The following is a 14,347-nucleotide window of genomic DNA, read 5'->3' as shown; positions in this document are numbered from 1 at the left end:
AGCAGGTAGGTGCCGAACGACGGGCTGAGCGCGTACCAGCCCTCGGTGTAGTTCTCGGTCTTCAGGCGCACCCGGCCGAGATCCATCGATCCGGGTGTCCACGCTCACGCGTGGGAGTGGTCGTGCTCCTCGGTGTGATCCGCATCGTGCACGTGGGTGTGCGAGTGCGTCGCGCCACCGTGCGAGTGCGTGTGCTCGTGTTCGACGTGGGTGTGCGCGTGCGACTCATGCGGATGCGTGTGGGTCGTTTCGCCGTGGCTGTGCTCGTGAGAGTGCACTCCGTTGGTCATGCGTCGGATGCTGGCACGGGTCGCGGCGACGTGCAGTTGTTGCCACCTTCTTGCTGTTTCAGCCTTTGAGGACCGCTTCGACGATCACGTTGTCGCGGTAGCTGCCCGCCACCCTGTCGAAGTCGCCGCCGCACGTGACCAGCCGCAGTTCGGACAACGGCGTCGGCCCGTAGACGACCGCGGTCGGGAACGCGGTCTTCTGCGTGGCGTACCGGTGACTCACGACGAACGTGAGCTTGCTGCCGTCCTTGCGCTCCACCAGCACCTCGGCGCCGGGCTGCAGCTCCGGCAGCCGGAAGAACACCCCGGGCCCGGTCTTCGAGTCGACGTGACCCGCGATCACTGCCGGGCCGGCGTCGCCCGGCGCGACCCCCTTGGCGTACCACCCGGCCTTGTCCGAACGCGTCGGCGGTTCCAGGACGCCGTCCTTGCCCACTTTCAGCGACTCCAGCGACGTCTCCACGCCGATCGACGGAATCCGCACGGTCACCGGCTCGGGCACCTTCTCCGCGCCCGGGCCCTTCACGATGTAGATCAGCGCGACCAGGATCGCCGCGCCCATCACGAGCTTGCCCTTCATCAGCCGAACCGGAAGAGCCTGCCGCGCACCGAGAACATCGCGACCCCCACGATCAGCGCGATGACCAGCGCGGTGAGCCAGTCCCAGCCGCCCGCCATGCCGCCGAAGCCGGTTTCCTGGCCGCCGCCGGGCACGACCTGGGCGCCCTTGGCGTCCGTGCGCAGCTCGATGCGGCGCGCGCTCACCAGCAACGTGTAGACCGCGCCGGACTCGAGCGTCGCCTCCAGCCGCGTGGACTCCTTGCCGCGCTGGGTGATCTGCAGGGCGTCCGAGCCGGGCAGCATGACCGCGTAGCCGGTGGTGGAGTTCGCCGGCACGTTGCGGTGCACGAACACGCTGCCGCGCAGGAGGTCCATCTCGGCGTCACCGGCGTTGATCACCCGCAGTCGCGCCTGGCCGTTGGGCGGCAGGCTGACGTCGTCCTCCAGCACCTTCATCGCCGACGCGATGTCGATCACCGTGTACGCCGTGCCCTCGCGCGCCTTCACCAGCACCGACCTCAGCACGGGCGAGGCGGGATCCGTGCGGAACTCGACGACGTGGTCGCCCGGTTCGACGCGGCGGTAGTCGTAGAGCTGGGCGTAGTCGAGGGTGCCGAGCTTGACGCCGTCGAGGGTGGCCTCGACGCGGGCCTGGTCCATCGAGAAGTGGCCCAGGCGCAGGTAGGTGCCGGTCGCGGCGTGCGCGGGGGTCGCCGAGAGCAGCAGCAACAGCACGACAGCGAGCACTCGCACGCGGACCTCCCCTCACCGGACGTCACAACGATAACGTGCCTGATCACAGTCCAGTGAGGTCCGGACGTCCGCCGGGACGCCTGACCGTGTCCCCGGAGGCCTTCACCGCGAGCCGAGCCGCCTCTTGTGGCCCGTCTCCACGCGTGAGAGCGAACGTCAGCGCCGCCACGAACGCATCACCGCCACCGGTGGTGTCGACCACCTCGACGTCTCCCAGGGGCACCACGAGTTCACCCTCGTCCCACACGAACACGTTGCCCACGCCGTCCACCGCGAACGCCACGAACCCGGGGCCGTGCTCCATCACCTGCCGCGCCGCGCTGATCGCTTCGTCCGCGTCGGTGATCTTGTGGCCGGACAGCAGCTCGGCCTCCTGGTGATCGGCTCGCACCACGTCCGCGCACGCCAGCAGTTCGTCTCGCAGCCGTTCGGGCGACCCGTCGAGGACCACCCGTCCCCCGGCTGCCCTCGCGGCCTTCAACGCGACCTCGGGCGGTTGCTGGAGCTGCAGGACGACGGCATCGGCGCGCGTGAAGGTCTCCGGAGTTATGTCCGCTTCTTTCAGGAGCACGCCGTCGGGGAGGTCTTCGAGGTAGCGCCACCCGTCGGCCACCACGTCCACGATCAGGCCGGTCGGGCAGTTCGGCCGTCGCACGATCGCGTCGGTGCCGATGCCGTCCGCGGCAGCCCGCGCGATCAGGCGTTCGCCCACCTCGTCGTCCCCGACCACGCCCACGAGCCGCACCGGTGCGCCCAGCTGGGCCAGGGCGACGGCGATGTTCGCACCCTTGCCGCCGAGCATCTCGCGGCGCTCCCGCACCGGCGCCACGTCACCGGGACCTGGCACCTCGTCCACGACGAGCACCAGGTCCCGCGCCATCTGACCCATCACCACGATGTCGTTCACGGCGGTGGGTTACCCAACCGTCAGATGAAGTCCCACTTCACCTCGACGCGGCCTTCGCCGGGGTCGGCGATCTTCCGGAACGCGGCCGGACTGAGATCGATGTCGCCGCTGGCACAGGCGCCGCATCTGTCCGTCACCTTCGCGGTCACCGTCTGACCGCCCTTCTCGACCAGGATCTCGGCGCCGCAGCCGTGCTCGTCGAACGCGGCGGCGGGCACCCGCGCGGTGTCTTCGAACAGCGGCGGCAACAAGCCGCAGGTCGTCAGCACCGGGACGAACAGGCCGGCCGTGCCGATCGTGATGGCCGAAGCCGGCGGCGCGACGAACACCGCGAAAACAGCGGCCAGGGTCAGACCCACGATTCTCTTTCCGCGCATGAGCTGATCTCCTCATTTGTTCAGCCATACATCAGACGAGGGCGGACAATTCTGCTCCGCGTTCCACGACCCCGCTATCAGAGGATCGCTCACAAACTGTTTTCGCTGGTGAGGACCATGAAATAGGTGAGCACGTCTCATCTGGCGGCTTCTACTACTCTTCTTCTGGTGGGGGTCAGCATTCGCGTCCTGGGCGCGTTCGACGTCCGGGTCGGCGACACGAAGGTCGATGTCGGAGGCCCGACACAACAGGCACTTCTCGCGCTTCTCGCGGCCTCGATGAACGTCCCGGTGCCGACCGACGACATCGCGTCCGCGTTGTGGGGCTCGCGGCTGCCTTCGCGGCACCGGCAGCAGGTGCAGAAGCGGGTGCACATGCTGCGGTCCCGGCTCGGGGTGGGAGCTGTGCTGACCGAAGGCGACGGCTACCGGTTGGGCTGCTCGACCGACCTGGACGAGTTCACGAACCGGCTCGCCCGGGCCCGTGCGCTGCGGGACCAGGACCTCGCCGAGGCTGCCGACGTCTACCGGTCGGCGCTGGCGTTGTGGCGCGGCCCCGCCCTGGACGGTCTCTCCCGGCTGCCCGAACTCGCGGCGCACCTCGACGACCTGCGCGGGCAGGCGACGTCCGAACACCAGGAGCTCGGCGTCCCGAGCCGGACCGCGCTGCCGCCGGACCCCCGCGCGTTCGTCGGGCGAGCTGCCGAGCTGGCGTCGCTGACGAGTCCGTTGTCACTGGTCACGGGCCCGCCTGGGGTCGGGAAGACGGCGTTGGCACTCCGCTGGGCACACCGCGCGGACTTCCCGGACGGCAAGCTCTACGTGAACCTGCACGGCTTCGACGCCGAGCCCCCGCTGGCACCGGACGACGCCCTGCGCACGTTGCTGCGCGCGCTCGGCGTGAGTCAGGTTCCGCCCAGACTCGACGACCAGGTGGCGCTGTACAGGAGTGCGCTGGCGGGGCGACGAGTCCTGGTGGTGCTGGACAACGCCGCGAGCGAGGACCAGGTCAGGCCGTTGCTGCCCGCCGGTCCCAGGTGCGCGGCGATCGTGACCAGCCGCAACGACCTGCGCGGGCTCGTCGCGCTGGACGACGCGCACCGGCTGGCGCTCGACGTGCTGACCGAGGCCGAGGCGTGCGCGCTGGTGGAGTCGCTGACCGGCAGCGGCGAGCACGCCCTGGAGCTCGCGCGGCTGTGCGGCTACCTGCCGTTGGCACTGCGCGTGGCGGCGACCAGCCGAGCGCCGATCAACGACGTCGTGACCGCCCTCGCCCGCACACCGCTCCTGACGGCCGCGTTCGACTTCTCCTACCGCGCGTTGCCCGATGACGCCGCGCGGCTGTTCCGGCTGCTCGGCCTGGTGCCGCGCCCGTCGTTCACCCTGCACGCGGCCACGGCGTTGCTCGGCACCGACGCGCGCACGGCACTTGCCGAGCTCGAACGCGCCAGCCTCGTCGAACGCCACCGCCGGCACCGCTACCGCATGCACGACCTGCTGCACGCCCACGCCCGCGGTCTGGCGGACCCGGCCGACGAGGCCCTCGGCCGGCTGCTCGACCACTACCTGCAGTCCACCGACGCGGCGAGCGACCTGGTGGCGCCCAAGATGATCCGCCTGCCCCGGCCGACCTCCGTGACGTTCGAGTCCGTCGCCGACGCCGCCGAGTGGCTCGACGACGAGTACCCGAACGTGCTCGCCGCCGCCCTGGCCAGTCCACCCGGCCGCACCTGGCAGCTGGCCGACGCCCTGCGCCGCCATCTCTGGCTGATGGGCCGCTCGACCCAGGCCGTCAGCCTGTTCTCCGCCGGCCTCGCCGCCGCGCTCGCCGAGCGGGACGTGCTGGGTCAGGCGACCATGCACTCCGCCATCGGCACCGCGCACATGGCCGACGACGCCGCGCTCGCGACAACCGAGTTCAGGCGAGCGGCCGACCTCTACGGCGAGGCAGGCGACTCGGCCAACCGCCTCTACGCCCTGCACAACGTCTCCCGCTGCACCGGCATGCGCGGCCGGGTGCCCGAGACCCTCGCCGTCCTGCGCTCCGCCCTCCCCCTGGCCACGACGCCGGAACAGCACGCCGACCTGTGCGCGAGCATGGCGATCACCCTCGGCTACGCGGGCAAGCTCCACGACGCGTTGCGCTACCACGAAGAAGAACTGCGCTATCGCGGCCAAACCGTCGAGACCGTGGTGTTCCCCGCCACCGTGCTGTCGATCGGTCTGGTCAGCCGCCAGCTGGGCGTGCTGGACCGCGCGGCGGCCATGCTGGCCCGCCTCGAACACCTCGCGTCCGGCACCGGCGCTTCGGTGTGGCGCCTGCAGGTCCTGTCCACCCGAGCCGCCCTGCACCGCGACACCGGCCACACCGCTTCTGCACTGGCCGCGCTCGACGAGCTGCTGACCTCGGCGGCCGGCACGTTCGCCCTGCCGTTCGCCCCCACCGCCCACTGGACCCGCGGCCAGCTCCACTCCCACGCGGGCAGGCACGACCTCGCCCTGAGAACCCTGACGAACGCACTGGAACTCGCCGACTCGCTGCAGTTCGCGCAGCTCACACCCGGCATCCTGGTCGACGTCGCCCGCGTGCACCTGAGCCTGGGCTCGGTGAGCGAAGCCCGCGACCACGCCGAGCGAGCCCTCGCCCTGACCGAGGAGCTCGACCTCGTCGCACAGCGGGGCCGTGCACTGGTGACGCTCGCCCATCTCGGCGCCCGGCACCTCGCGGCCGAAGCCCTTGAACTGCAACAGGAATCGGGCTATCTGCTCGGCCAGGCCGAAGCACACCTCGCGCTGGGCGACGAGCAACGGGCCGGGGTGATCTTCGCCCGGTTCACCGGGCACGCGGATCACGCGCCTGCCGGAGTGCTGACGAATCACCACTGCACCCGTTGCGCCGGAGTCAGCTGACCAGGATCTCCAACCGCCGTGCCACCGACTCCACCGAAGGCATCTCCGCGATCTCCGACGCGACCTCACGGGACGCAGTGCGCAACGAGGAGTCCGTGAGCAGCCGCGAGATCAGCTCGGCGGACACGTCGGTGCCGCGCGCCGAGAGACCCGCCCCGCGCTCGTGCACCGCCGAAGCCGCGGCGAAGCGGTCCGAGCCGTCCGGCAGCACCAGTTGCGGAACACCACTGGCCAAGGCCGCCAACGCCGTGCCGGAGCCGCCGTGGTGGATCACCGCGTCGCAGGTGCGGACCAGCGAGTCCCACGGCACCCAGCCGCACGCCGTCACGTTGGGAGGCAGGCCGCCCAGCGAGCTGATGTCCATGTCTCCCATGACCAGCACGAGCTCGGCGTCGACCGAGGCCGCAGCTGTCACCACCCGGTCCAGCGTCGAGAACCCGCCGACCTTGGGCGGCACGGTTCCCAGGGTCACGGCGATCCGCGGGCCCGTGCGCGGCGGGACCACGCCGGTCCCGGTGTAGGCACCGGGGCGCAGCGGCCAGCCGCGCGACTGCCCGCCGACCATCGAGGGCGGCGCCACGTCCAGCGACAGCACCTCGCCCATCGGGACGGACATGTGCTTGGTCATCACCGCGTGCAGCGGCGCGATCTCGGTGAAGCCCAGGTCGTGGCGCACGGCGGGCACACCCAGCAGCGTGGCGGCCGCCGCGGCTGCCGGGAACAGGTACTCGTAGACGACCACGTCCGGGCGCCAGGACGACGCGAAGGCGGCCACGCTCTCGGCCACCTCGTCGTTCACCAGGGCGGCCAGCGCGACGAAGGCCTCGCGGTCGGCCGAGTTCGTCTCCACGGTGCGAGCCATCTCGTCCGGCAGCCGGGCAGCACCGAGCGCGCGGATCGTCCGGCGCCAGTCGACTCCTGGCGCGGGACCGGCGAACGGGAGGTCGGCCACCAGGGACTCCGCGCCGTCCAACGACACCACGACCACTTCGTGACCGGCTTGCCGCAGTGCCTGGGCCAGGGGAATCAGCGGGAACAGATGGCCGGCGGCGGGAACACCGCCGAACAAGACTCGCATGACAGAGATTGTCAGCTCTTGACCGCAATGAGACAAGGAAAGGAACCAGCTGAGACGTTGTTGGCCGCGAACCAGCCCGAGCGAGTATCTTTCGGCGCGTGCAGGAACCCGCGCTGATCGGCGAACGGCTCACCCTCGCGTCATTCACACAGCTGTCCGGAACATTGAGCGGCTATCGATTCGTGAAGCTGGTCGTCGACCGGGAGACCGGACTGATCCACTTCCTGGACAGCCGGGAGAACCTGTTCCACGTCAAGTACATCGCGGCCCACATCCTGCACATGCCTCCTGACGAGCTGGAACGCCGGCTCGACGAGATCAACCACGAGGTCTACCACCGCGCCGACCGGCGGTTCTGCCTGGGCATCCTGGCGCTGCACGAGCACAGGTTCTTCTCGCTCGAAACGGTCGAAGCGGACACGATGACCGCCGAGATGCTCCAGTACTTCTACGAGCAGGTGCGCGAGAACGTCGACCAGAGCGTGCCGATCCTGCTGAAACCCGCGAACCATCTGCAGGAAAGTCATGTGGCGAACATTCCCAAGGACGTCCTGCCGCGAATTCTCAGTTATGAGCTCTTCTCAACTAATTCGTTCGTGCCGCTCAATCCCGGCACCGCCGAAGGAAGACTGCGGGTGTTCCGCACGGAGCAGGAGTACGAGGAGAACCAGCTCGCCTGGCACGACATCATCGTGATGGCGAAGGTGCCGGACGACATCCCGCGCTTGACAGGCGTTGTCAACGCCGAGCACACCACGCCGCTGTCGCACACGAACGTCCTGGCGAGCGGCTGGGGCATCCCGAACGCCATCCAGCTCGGAGCCCTCGACGACCTCGCTCACCTCAACGGCCGCTGGGTCCGCTACACGGTCGACCCCGACGCGACGGAGATCGGCGTCGAGCCGATCGAGCGGCCGGACCCGCGAGAGCCGTCCTGGCTCGCCACCCGCGTCACGATGGACGAGCCGGACCTGGACAACGACAAGATCGCCAACCTGCAGGACCTGAGGTGGCGCGACAGCACCAGGTACGGCACGAAGGCCGCGAACCTCGGCGAGCTGAACGAGGTCGCGCGGAACGGCTCCACCCGCTGGCTCGGCTTCTACCGCATCCCCAGGCCGCCGCGCGAGAACCTCCTCCCCTACCTCGAACAGCTCCTCGGCACCGGCGACCTCGACGAAGGCGCGCGAAACCTGTTCCGCGACCACATCCGCATCCCGCGCGGCATCGCGCTGCCGTTCTCGCTGCACCAGCGCTTCCTGGAAGCGAGCCCGCGCCTGCAGCAGGCCATCGGCAAGCTCAAGCTCGCCCTGGAGCTCGACGCCCCGCAGACCGACGCCCAGTGCGTGGAGCTGCAGCACCTGATCCGCACCGCGAAGTTCCCGGACGCGCTGCTCACCGAGATCGACGACGCGATCATCAAGCACCTCTCCGGCGTCAGCACGTTCGTGGTCCGCAGCTCGTCCAACGCCGAGGACCTCGCCGGGTTCTCCGCCGCCGGCATCTACGAGTCGGTCACGCACGTCAGCGACGCGCGCGGAATCCTCAGCAGCGTCAAGAAGGTCTGGGCGAGCCTCGTCAACGCCCGCAGCACCCGGCTGCGCAAGCAGGCCGGGATCTCCCTCGACGACGCCTACATGGGCGTGATCATCCAGGAGCAGGTGCCGGCCGACCGGGGTGGCGTCATGGTCACGACGAATCCGTTGAACCGCAACGACTTCCGCAACGTCTACATCAACGTCGCGGGCAAGGTCACCGACGTCGTCGACGGCGAGGCGCAACCGTCGCAGTACCTGTTCAACACCGTCGAGGGCGGCGGCCGCACTGTGGCGCTCGGTGAGTCCGATGTGGACGAAGCTACCAAGCATCAGTTGCAACGTCTCGCCACGGCAGGACGCCTGCTGCAGTCCCACTTCTCCCCCGACTACACCTTCAGCCAGCCCGTCGACATCGAGTGGGCCGCCGACAAGAACCACGTGCACCTGCTGCAGCTGCGCCCGTACGCATGACGGTCATCCGCCTGTACAAGGGCTATCAGCTGTTCAACGGTCTGCTGCTGTGGCTGCCGATCTTCTACCTCTACCAGCGCGACATCGGCCTCACCGACCAGGAGATCTTCGGCATCCAGGCCATCTACTACGTCGCGTTCTGCCTGCTCGACGTGCCGACCGGAGTGCTCGCGGACCGGTTCGACTACCGCCGGTTCCTCCAGCTCGGCGCGATCACGCTCACCGCCGCGAACCTGATCCCGGTGTTCGCGCAGAACTACTGGGGCTTCCTCGGCCACTTCCTGCTGATCGCGCTCGCCTACTCGTTCACGTCCGGCGCCGGCAGCGCGTACGTCTACGAGTACCCCGGCCAGGACGACCTCTACAAGCAGGCGGAAGGCAGCGCCCGCGCCTACAGCCTCACCGGACGCGTCGTCGCCCTGCCCGCAGCCGGTGTCCTGATGCAGTGGCATTTCACGTCGCCGTACTGGCTCTCCGCCGCCGCCACGCTCATCGCGCTCGGCATCGCGTCGAAGCTCCCGCCGCTGCCGCCCGGCGAGCACCACCACGAGAAGCTCGCCGTCAAACGAGCCGTCGCCACCCTCAAACGCGACCACTACCTGGTGCTGCTGATGGTCCAGGGCGTCGCGATCTTCACCCTGGTCCGCATCCTGCAGGCCAACCTGTTCCAGCCTGTCCTGGACGCGAAACACCTGCCAGTAGCCGGATTCGGCGTGCTCATGGCCGTCACCACGCTGTTCGAGGCGCTGGGCGCGGCTCGCCCGAACCTGATCCGCCGCGCCATGAGCGATCTGCGTGCGGTCTTCGTGCTCACCACGGTGATGGCGGTGTGCCTGGCGCTGCTGGCACCGGCCGGGCTCGTCGCCACCATCGCGTGCCTCTGCGTGTTCTCGCTCGCCACCGGCCTGTCGTTCCCGGTCCAGCGGCAGCTCGTCAACGACGCCATCACCGATCCGCGCAGCCGCGCCACGTTGCTGTCCATCGAGTCGCTGATCGACCGGGCGGTGTGCTCGCTGGTGATCTTCCTGCTCGGCGGTTACCTCGCCCACGGCGCGATGAACGAGTTCCTGGTGCACGCGGCTGTGGGCACGGTGCTGCTGATGGTCGTCGTCGCACTGTCGATCCGTTTCGTCCGCACGAAGGAGCGCTCGGGATGAGCAAGATCCTCTACTTGTACGTCAAGGGCGGGCCGCCTCCGGAGCACTCGTTCCCGCGCATCGCCGCGAAAGGCGAGCTGCACGTCCTCGCGCTGATGCCGGTTCCCGAAGCGGCACAACACTTCTGCACCGACATCGTCGAGGCCCTGGACGCCCCGCGCGGTGAGGAGCTCGTCGAGTTCGTCGCCCAGCACGCGAAGGCGATCGGCGCGGACGCGATCATCACGCTGTCCGAGTTCGCCGTGCTGCTCGTCGCCCACGTCGCGGACCGCCTCGGCCTCGCCGGCGCCGGGCCGAACCTGGTGCGGGCGCGCGACAAACGCCTGATGCGCGAGACCTGGCGGGAGGCGAAGGTGCCGATCCCGGACTTCCGCCGCGTCGAGTCCGAAGTGGACCTGCACAGGGCGCTGGCCGACCTGACCCCGCCGGTGCTGCTCAAACCGGCCTGGGGCGCGGGTTCCGTCGCGCAGCTGGTCCTGCATGCCCACACTGATGTGGCGGAGGCGTGGGCCGAGGTCGCCGACGCGCTCGAACTGGGCAGCCAGGTCGGCATGAACGAGCTGTACGCGCGGGACACCGACGGCGACCTGCTCGTCGAGGAGATCTTCAGCGGCACCACGGAAGGCTGGTATCCGGGACCGGGGCACGGCGACTACGTGAGCGTCGAGGGCATCGTCGCCGATGGCGTCTACCACCCGCTGTGCATCACGGCCAGGCTGCCCGCGATCCCGCCGTTCACCGAGGTCGCGAGCACCGCCCCGTGCACCCTCCCGGACCACCTCCAGCGCCGCATCGAGGAGGTGTCGAGAGACGCCGTCAACGCACTGCAGCTCGACACCTGCGGCACCCACACCGAGATCAAGCTCGGCAAGGACGGCTCGCTCACGCTGATCGAGACCGGCGCGCGGTTCGGCGGCGTGATGATCACGCGGGAGATCGAGGAGGTCTTCGGCATCGACCCGATCGGCATGCTCGTCGACCAGCTGCTGGGCCGCGAGGTCTTCTACCCCGCCCAGATGCTCATCACCGCGGGCCGCGCGGCGGCGTCGGTCGCGGTCATCCCGACAAATGCGGCAGGCGAGCCGTGGAGCACACAACCGTTGTGGCGCCCCAACGACGTCGACTGGTCCGCGATCGTGACGCCGGGGACCGAGCTGGAGGAGATCCCGGCCTTCTCGATGCCGGTCGGCGAACCGGTCCCGGTCTACGACCCCAGCGGCGGATCCCGGAACTGGCTGGGGCTCTTCGTCGTGACCGCTCCGGACGCGCACCAGCTGCACCGCGACTGCCACGCGATCCTGAACGGCCTGGAAGCGGGCCTCAACTCCGCGGGAACTGATCGGTGACGTCCTGCCCGTCCGGCAGCACCGCGAACAGGTCCACCGGCGTCCGCTGAGACACCATCTCGGTGCGGTGCAGACGTTTCAGCCGATCGCGGGCAACCGTGACGTCCTGGCGGGAACCGGACAGCACGAGCACGGGAACCGCGCCCAGCGACAGGTGCCCGCCGACCCGTTCCGCGTTGCCGCGCCCGAACTTGAGCACCTTCCCGTACCGCACCAGGTAGAGCAGGTTCTCCTCACCGCGCGAGTGCTTGAGCCGCGCCACCTCACCGGTCTCGGCGTTGCGCCCCCAGGTCCCGTGCGACTTGGTCAGCCACCGGAACGCCGTCCACGGCAACCCGTGCAGGTCGGTCGCGAGCACGGTCCAGCCGGGCTGGAAGTACTTCGCCAGCCGGATCTTCACCGTGGTCGAGGCGATGAACTCCGAGTTCTCCCGCCAGGTTCCGTCCAGCTCCAGTCCCCGCGCGATCTTCTGCACGGCCGGGTCCGGCACCGACCTGTCGTCCAGGCAGACCAGGCACCGGGTGCGCCAGCCGACGCCGCACGAGCGCCCGGCACCGCACCAGCCGCACTGGTAGATCTGCACGTCCGCGCCACCTGGCCGGTCGTGCAGGAGCTTCATCTGGTCCGACACGACCTGCAGGCACGGCGTGCACAAGGCACACCACGCGACCTCGGTGACCTCTTTGCGCGGCAACCGGGTCATGCAGTTGATGCACTGCTTCACTTTCGCCCTCCCCCGCGGGGAAGCCTATTCCAACGCCCTTCGCAGGCGCGAGGAGACAAGAGCATGACGGGGATCTGTGGCCGGAAGCTCCAGGTGCAGCCGTTCGAGCACCTCGGCGTCCTCCCCGCTGTCCGCGAACGACAGCAGCGAGTCGACGTCTCCGCGCTCCAGCACACCCCTGCGCACCGCGGCGGCGAGGTCCGCTCGTTCTTCTCGCACAACGGGTGCGTCCGAACGGGGCAGCAGCTCGCCGCTGTAGTGGCGGGTGGCTCGGCGGGCGTCACCTGAGCGCAGCGCCGTGCGCACGTCCAGAAAATCGCCCTGCACCACCGCGTCCAGCCGGTACGGCCTGGTGAGCAGCACTCCACCGAGCTGTGCCCGCAACCTGTGCAGCTCAGCCCGGACCGTCGTCGGGTTCCCACGTTCACCATAGAGCAGCAACGCAAGTTGTTCGGCGGTGAGTCCCTTGGGGTGCAAGGCGAGCGCGGTCAGCACCTCGGCGTTGCGCAAGGTGAGGATCAACGGCCGCCCGTCGAGGTCCGCGTGCAGGCCGCCGAGGAAGTTCAACGTCAGGACGTGCCGCTGTGGCACGAAATGCCGCTGCAGGTGGTGCTCGGCGAGCTTCGCGGCGGCCGACACGAGCTGCACCACGGCCGGATGCATGGTCTTGAGCGGCCCGCTCACGTCGACCACGCCCAGCAGCAGCCCGCTGTGGGGGTCGTGGATCGGGCTCGCCGCGCAGGTCCAGCCGTGGCAGGTCCGCACGAGGTGCTCGCGCGAGTGCACCGTGACGGGTTTCCCGGTCGCCAGCGCCGTGCCCATCGCGTTGGTGCCGATCGCGTCCTCGCTCCAGCGCGAGCCCTCGGTGAGGTGGACGCGTTCGGCGCGATGCCGGACCCCGTTGTCGCCCTCGCACCACAGGATGTGGCCTTTGGTGTCGGTGACGATCATGATCGTCTCGTCCATCGACAGCGTGTGCTTGAGCAGCGGCACCGTGGTCGCGAGCGGGTGCGTGCCGCGCAGGTCGGCGATCTCGTCCGGGGCGTAGACGACCGGCGCCTCGTGCCGGTCCGGGTCGACGCGCGCGGCCAGAGACCGCCGCCACGACTCGGCGATCACCGGCCGTGCTGCCTCGCCGACGTCCATCACCTCTCCAGGATGACGGGCCTTCTGCCTCAGACCGTTACTCCTTTCGGATGCAACGTCGGTGAAACGTACCGCTACCTAGCGTCGCAGTTCAGTTCGCAACGATGCGGGAGGTTCTTCCATGGCGAAGTACGCGGCTCCTGGGCAACCCGGCAGCGTGGTGACGTACCGCGACCGGTACGACCACTTCATCGGAGGCGAGTACGTGCCGCCCGCCAAGGGCGAGTACTTCGCCAACCCCACCCCGGTCACCGGCGAGGAGTTCACCGAGATCGCCCGCGGCACGGCCGACGACGTCGACCGCGCTCTGGACGCGGCGCACGGCGCGGCCCGCGCGTGGGGCAAGACGTCGGTGGCGGACCGGGCTCAGGTGCTCAACAAGATCGCGGACCGCATCGAGGCCAACCTGGAGATGCTGGCCGTCGCGGAGACGTGGGAGAACGGCAAACCGATCCGCGAGACGCTGGCCGCCGACCTGCCGCTCGCGGCCGACCACTTCCGCTACTTCGCGGGCGTGATCCGCGCGCAGGAAGGCGGCATCTCGCAGATCGACGAGGACCTGGTCGCGTACCACTTCCAGGAACCGCTCGGCGTCGTCGGCCAGATCATCCCGTGGAACTTCCCGATCCTGATGGCGGTGTGGAAGCTCGCGCCCGCCCTGGCCGCCGGCAACGCGGTCGTGCTGAAGCCCGCCGAGCAGACCCCGGCGTCGATCCACGTGCTGATGGAGCTCATCGCGGATCTGTTGCCGCCCGGTGTGGTGAACGTGGTCAACGGTTTCGGCGTCGAGGCGGGCAAGCCGCTGGCGTCGTCGCGGCGGGTGGCGAAGGTGGCGTTCACCGGCGAGACGACCACCGGCCGGCTGATCATGCAGTACGCCAGCGAGAACATCATCCCGGTGACGCTGGAGCTCGGCGGGAAGTCGCCGAACGTGTTCTTCTCCGACGTGGCCGCCGAGCAGGATGCCTTCTACGACAAGGCTCTTGAGGGCTTCACGATGTTCGCGCTGAGGTTGTTCGACACGGTCATGGCGCCGGGGTTGCGGTTGTACGTGAAGCCGTGCTTGCCGTTGTCGAACGCGATGGTGCG

The 14,347-nt window shown here is 69.4% G+C and carries 13 protein-coding genes; 5 read left to right on the top strand and 8 right to left on the bottom strand.

Annotated features, from left to right (window positions below):
- Window positions 1-104: 104 nt before the first annotated feature.
- The 5 genes from ABZX92_RS41770 to ABZX92_RS41750 are packed head-to-tail and all read right to left on the bottom strand — an operon-like array spanning window position 105 to window position 2,888.
- Window positions 105-290 (bottom strand): zinc transporter Slc39a7, encoded by a 186-nt coding sequence (locus ABZX92_RS41770; protein ID WP_355571033.1) that lies wholly within the window; start codon window positions 288-290, stop codon window positions 105-107.
- Between the two features lie 58 nt (window positions 291-348).
- Complete coding sequence (locus ABZX92_RS41765) at window positions 349-870, bottom strand: class F sortase (protein ID WP_355571031.1); 522 nt, start codon at window positions 868-870, stop codon at window positions 349-351.
- Window positions 870-1,604 (bottom strand): DUF4397 domain-containing protein, encoded by a 735-nt coding sequence (locus tag ABZX92_RS41760; RefSeq protein WP_355571029.1) that lies wholly within the window; start codon window positions 1,602-1,604, stop codon window positions 870-872. The genes ABZX92_RS41765 and ABZX92_RS41760 overlap by 1 nt, the downstream gene beginning before the upstream one ends.
- A gap of 43 nt (window positions 1,605-1,647) precedes the next feature.
- Complete coding sequence (locus ABZX92_RS41755) at window positions 1,648-2,511, bottom strand: PfkB family carbohydrate kinase (RefSeq protein WP_355571027.1); 864 nt, start codon at window positions 2,509-2,511, stop codon at window positions 1,648-1,650.
- 20 nt (window positions 2,512-2,531) lie between these two features.
- On the bottom strand, window positions 2,532-2,888 hold the full coding sequence (locus ABZX92_RS41750) for an RlpA-like double-psi beta-barrel domain-containing protein (RefSeq protein WP_355571025.1): 357 nt from the start codon (window positions 2,886-2,888) through the stop codon (window positions 2,532-2,534).
- Between the two features lie 168 nt (window positions 2,889-3,056).
- Here ABZX92_RS41750 and ABZX92_RS41745 point away from each other — a divergent pair, with 168 nt between their 5' ends.
- The gene (locus tag ABZX92_RS41745) at window positions 3,057-5,798 is read left to right on the top strand and encodes a tetratricopeptide repeat protein (RefSeq protein ID WP_355571023.1); all 2,742 of its coding nucleotides are present in this window, start codon (window positions 3,057-3,059) and stop codon (window positions 5,796-5,798) included.
- Here the strand turns inward: ABZX92_RS41745 and ABZX92_RS41740 are convergent.
- Window positions 5,791-6,876 carry a nucleotide disphospho-sugar-binding domain-containing protein gene (locus tag ABZX92_RS41740; RefSeq protein WP_355571021.1) on the bottom strand — a complete coding sequence of 362 codons (1,086 nt, stop codon included), beginning with the start codon at window positions 6,874-6,876 and terminating at the stop codon, window positions 5,791-5,793. The two genes, ABZX92_RS41745 and ABZX92_RS41740, sit on opposite strands and share 8 nt — an antisense overlap.
- A gap of 98 nt (window positions 6,877-6,974) precedes the next feature.
- On the opposite strand from ABZX92_RS41740, the gene ABZX92_RS41735 reads away from it, so the two are divergent.
- Genes ABZX92_RS41735 through ABZX92_RS41725 form a run of 3 tightly spaced genes read left to right on the top strand, consistent with a single transcriptional unit; the run spans window position 6,975 to window position 11,388 of the window.
- Complete coding sequence (locus ABZX92_RS41735) at window positions 6,975-8,885, top strand: PEP/pyruvate-binding domain-containing protein (protein ID WP_355571019.1); 1,911 nt, start codon at window positions 6,975-6,977, stop codon at window positions 8,883-8,885.
- Window positions 8,882-10,042 carry an MFS transporter gene (locus ABZX92_RS41730; RefSeq protein ID WP_355571017.1) on the top strand — a complete coding sequence of 387 codons (1,161 nt, stop codon included), beginning with the start codon at window positions 8,882-8,884 and terminating at the stop codon, window positions 10,040-10,042. Before ABZX92_RS41735 ends, ABZX92_RS41730 begins: the two co-directional genes overlap by 4 nt.
- A complete protein-coding gene (locus ABZX92_RS41725; protein WP_355571015.1) occupies window positions 10,039-11,388 on the top strand; it encodes an ATP-grasp domain-containing protein in 1,350 nt (449 codons plus the stop codon). Before ABZX92_RS41730 ends, ABZX92_RS41725 begins: the two co-directional genes overlap by 4 nt.
- Here ABZX92_RS41725 and ABZX92_RS41720 read toward each other — a convergent pair.
- Window positions 11,363-12,112, bottom strand: a complete 750-nt coding sequence (locus tag ABZX92_RS41720) for a hypothetical protein (protein WP_355571013.1) — start codon at window positions 12,110-12,112, stop codon at window positions 11,363-11,365. The genes ABZX92_RS41725 and ABZX92_RS41720 overlap by 26 nt on opposite strands.
- A 24-nt stretch (window positions 12,113-12,136) precedes the next feature.
- Entirely contained in the window at window positions 12,137-13,258 is a 1,122-nt protein-coding gene (locus tag ABZX92_RS41715; RefSeq protein ID WP_355571011.1) for a GAF domain-containing protein, read from the bottom strand.
- A gap of 121 nt (window positions 13,259-13,379) precedes the next feature.
- Between ABZX92_RS41715 and ABZX92_RS41710 the strand changes: the two genes are divergently transcribed.
- Window positions 13,380-14,347, top strand: a 968-nt coding sequence (locus ABZX92_RS41710) for an aldehyde dehydrogenase family protein (RefSeq protein ID WP_355571009.1), incomplete at its 3' end; no start/stop codon positions are given.

Origin of the sequence: Lentzea sp. NPDC006480 (assembly GCF_040611995.1) — a bacterium.
Classification (GTDB): domain Bacteria; phylum Actinomycetota; class Actinomycetes; order Mycobacteriales; family Pseudonocardiaceae; genus Lentzea.
The sequence above is the reverse complement of the archived record's forward strand: the minus strand, read 5'-3'. Positions and strand labels throughout refer to the sequence as shown.

Coding starts and splice junctions, on each gene's coding strand:
- ABZX92_RS41770 (WP_355571033.1), bottom strand. CDS start 290: ATGACCAACGGAGTGCACTCTCACGAGCACAGCCACGGCGAAACGACC.
- ABZX92_RS41765 (WP_355571031.1), bottom strand. CDS start 870: ATGAAGGGCAAGCTCGTGATGGGCGCGGCGATCCTGGTCGCGCTGATC.
- ABZX92_RS41750 (WP_355571025.1), bottom strand. CDS start 2,888: ATGCGCGGAAAGAGAATCGTGGGTCTGACCCTGGCCGCTGTTTTCGCG.
- ABZX92_RS41740 (WP_355571021.1), bottom strand. CDS start 6,876: ATGCGAGTCTTGTTCGGCGGTGTTCCCGCCGCCGGCCATCTGTTCCCG.
- ABZX92_RS41730 (WP_355571017.1), top strand. CDS start 8,882: ATGACGGTCATCCGCCTGTACAAGGGCTATCAGCTGTTCAACGGTCTG.
- ABZX92_RS41725 (WP_355571015.1), top strand. CDS start 10,039: ATGAGCAAGATCCTCTACTTGTACGTCAAGGGCGGGCCGCCTCCGGAG.
- ABZX92_RS41715 (WP_355571011.1), bottom strand. CDS start 13,258: ATGGACGTCGGCGAGGCAGCACGGCCGGTGATCGCCGAGTCGTGGCGG.